The following is a 2451-nucleotide window of genomic DNA, read 5'->3' on the forward strand; positions in this document are numbered from 1 at the left end:
ACCAGTAATCTCGCCCTCTTCATTAGTCGCGTACTGACTAGTTCCTGTCAGGTCACTCATAGACACCCGACGGCCATCCGCATCATAGGTATACTGAGTCACTCCACCTGCACAATTATTTTAAGTTAGATCTCACTATTTTGATTACTATTTGAAAATGAAGTTGAGACCGCATTATCTCAACTTCATTTCTATTATTTTTTCTTAATTCTCAAATCCCACTCCGCCTGTAATTTGGGTAATGAGTTCTAAATGTTCTTTTATGCCAACCTTGTCAATATTGACTAAATCCCTTTTTCCTCCCAGTACAAGAAGTGGAACAAAACCAAAGCATTGATTGTAATCCAAGTTCCCATACTCCTTAACCGCTTCTTCATAGAAAGGAATATCAAAAAAATCTTCTAAAAAACTATCATCATCTAAAAATTTGATAAAATGATCCATCCGTTTTGTCATCACATCAAAATCATTGTTCGCATAATAAATGATATCAATAAAACCGTTCTGAGTGTAGATAATTATATCCCCAAAACAAGTAACAAATAATGGAACTCCATCTGTTCCTCTGAAATATGTAGCTTCTACAAATTCTACATATTCTTCTGGATTGATAATTTTTAGATAACCATCAAGTAAAAAGCCCAGTCCATATTGTTTCCACAATTCCACTAATTCATCTGGAACTTTTGGGGCATACTTTTCAATGACTTCTTCTGGCATAGCTGCAAATTTGGTAAATTGTAAGTTCATTTTTTCTCCTAGTATTGTAATTTAACATTCAAGTAAATTTTATTTAAATCTTCATAAGGTGTGGTTCTAACGATTTCATCCACAACATTATCTACAGTAGCAATTTTATCTTTCCACTGAGCACCAATTGATGAATTAATGCCAAAGTCTCCCACTCCCGTTACATTTTTGGGAAATCCTCCTGCAATCTGATCTGGATCGTGCAGTGCCGCTTGAGTTTTTATCCACCTAGCGGCTTCAGATTTAGCTTCAGAACGAGACATTCCAGAATCAACCAATTCATCAATCTTTTTAGCAAGAGCCTCATTTCTAGCTGCTTTTTGAGCTGCGTTTCCAGCAGATGAACGACCATTCGCTAAATAGCTTCCTCTATTATTTATATAATCTGCAACCGTCAAGCGATTCATACCATTCTGCTGATTAGCTAACTGACGAGAAAATTCTGTAGTGTCATGTTTTAAATTACGAGTAAAGTTAATTGTTATTTCTGGGGTCTTCGAAATAGTAGATTTCGAAGCATCATTGACTACGCTATTACTCGTTGGTAACTACACTAGAATGACTTCAAAAAATCAACAACTCCATCATGTAACTGTATATCCTTATTGAGAATTTCTTTACTGTCTTTATCTGATAACTCCAATACCATATTACGGTAACCATCAAGAAGTTCCATCATTAAAACCAAAGTATCATAACTTACATTATATAGAGACTCCTCTTTGGTTAAATTAGTTTGAGAGATATTCATATTTACAGCTTGCTCCTGTATTATCTCTAATTCTTTTAAAAATTTTATTTGTTTATCTGTCATGCTTGATTTACTCCCTATATTTTCCATTATTAGTATAGTCATAGAGTTGTTTAATGTCCTTAGCCTCAGGTTTAGTAACACCACCATTTGTAGTTTTAGAGCCTACTGTTCCATATATATTGCCATTTGGAGCCACATTCCTTTGTGGTTGATGGACATGAGGTGATAATCCTCCATGAGAACCGCTACCAAATCTCTTAAATTGACCTCCAATAACGCCGTTATTTGAATTAAATCCAGGAGAATTAGTATACAATTTTAATTCAGTATCAATCGAAACAGTATTTTTTACATAACCATCAAAGGTTCTTTCTCCCAGCCCCGGCCTATAGCCTCTAGCATGTAAAGAATGCTGTGATGTTGAATTACCAACAATTCCACTTCCCACCGTCTTTGTAGCTTTCGAAGCATCTTTAGCCTTATCAGCTGCCTTTGTAGCTTTTGAAGTATCATTGACCTTATCCAGTGCTTTTAAGCCTTTACCAGCTATTTTTCCACCCTTGGCAACTTTACTAATTCCAAAAGAGGCTAAATCAGCTGCTAACCATCCTGCTGCTTCTAAGCGACTGGCATTCTCACCTGTTTCAGGATCCTTCCCTGTAGTTAGGCGGTATGCATCATTGACAGAGGACAACTCTCCGATTATATACGGTATTTTTTTAAAGCCATCTACTGTATTCTGCCAAACGCGTCTATTTCCAGCTTCTATTTCCTCTTTTGTGCGTATGCCTGTCCCTATACCTGATTTACCATCATAGCTTCTCGATAAGGTTGCAATCGCAGACACATCGCCAGAATTAGCTTTTTTGACGAGTTGTCGTAATTCGCTAGCTGTCAGATGTTTCTTTCTAGCATCATCTTGACCCTTAGTCGTTTTTGGATTACAT

Annotated in this window: 4 protein-coding genes; all 4 read right to left on the reverse strand. The window is 36.4% G+C overall.

Features of this window, described 5'->3' with window-relative positions; all coding sequences use genetic code 11:
- Positions 1 to 204: 204 nt before the first annotated feature.
- A complete protein-coding gene (locus tag ADI74_RS02680; protein WP_049536872.1) occupies positions 205 to 750 on the reverse strand; it encodes a T6SS immunity protein Tdi1 domain-containing protein in 546 nt (181 codons plus the stop codon).
- A gap of 8 nt (positions 751 to 758) precedes the next feature.
- Positions 759 to 1253: a polymorphic toxin type 15 domain-containing protein gene (locus tag ADI74_RS02685; RefSeq protein WP_204374197.1), complete on the reverse strand. Its 495-nt coding sequence runs from the start codon at positions 1251 to 1253 to the stop codon at positions 759 to 761.
- A gap of 50 nt (positions 1254 to 1303) precedes the next feature.
- Positions 1304 to 1564 (reverse strand): hypothetical protein, encoded by a 261-nt coding sequence (locus tag ADI74_RS02690; protein WP_061409711.1) that lies wholly within the window; start codon positions 1562 to 1564, stop codon positions 1304 to 1306.
- 7 nt (positions 1565 to 1571) lie between these two features.
- Positions 1572 to 2451 (reverse strand): pre-toxin TG domain-containing protein (locus tag ADI74_RS02695; RefSeq protein ID WP_049536875.1); only part of this gene is annotated, 880 nt, incomplete at its 5' end.

The organism is Streptococcus pseudopneumoniae (genome assembly GCF_001074565.1).
Classification (GTDB): domain Bacteria; phylum Bacillota; class Bacilli; order Lactobacillales; family Streptococcaceae; genus Streptococcus; species Streptococcus pseudopneumoniae_J.

What these genes read in the sequence shown, in the direction of transcription:
- ADI74_RS02680 (WP_049536872.1), bottom strand. Translation starts at nt 750, where the DNA reads ATGAACTTACAATTTACCAAATTTGCAGCTATGCCAGAAGAAGTCATT.
- ADI74_RS02690 (WP_061409711.1), bottom strand. Translation starts at nt 1,564, where the DNA reads ATGACAGATAAACAAATAAAATTTTTAAAAGAATTAGAGATAATACAG.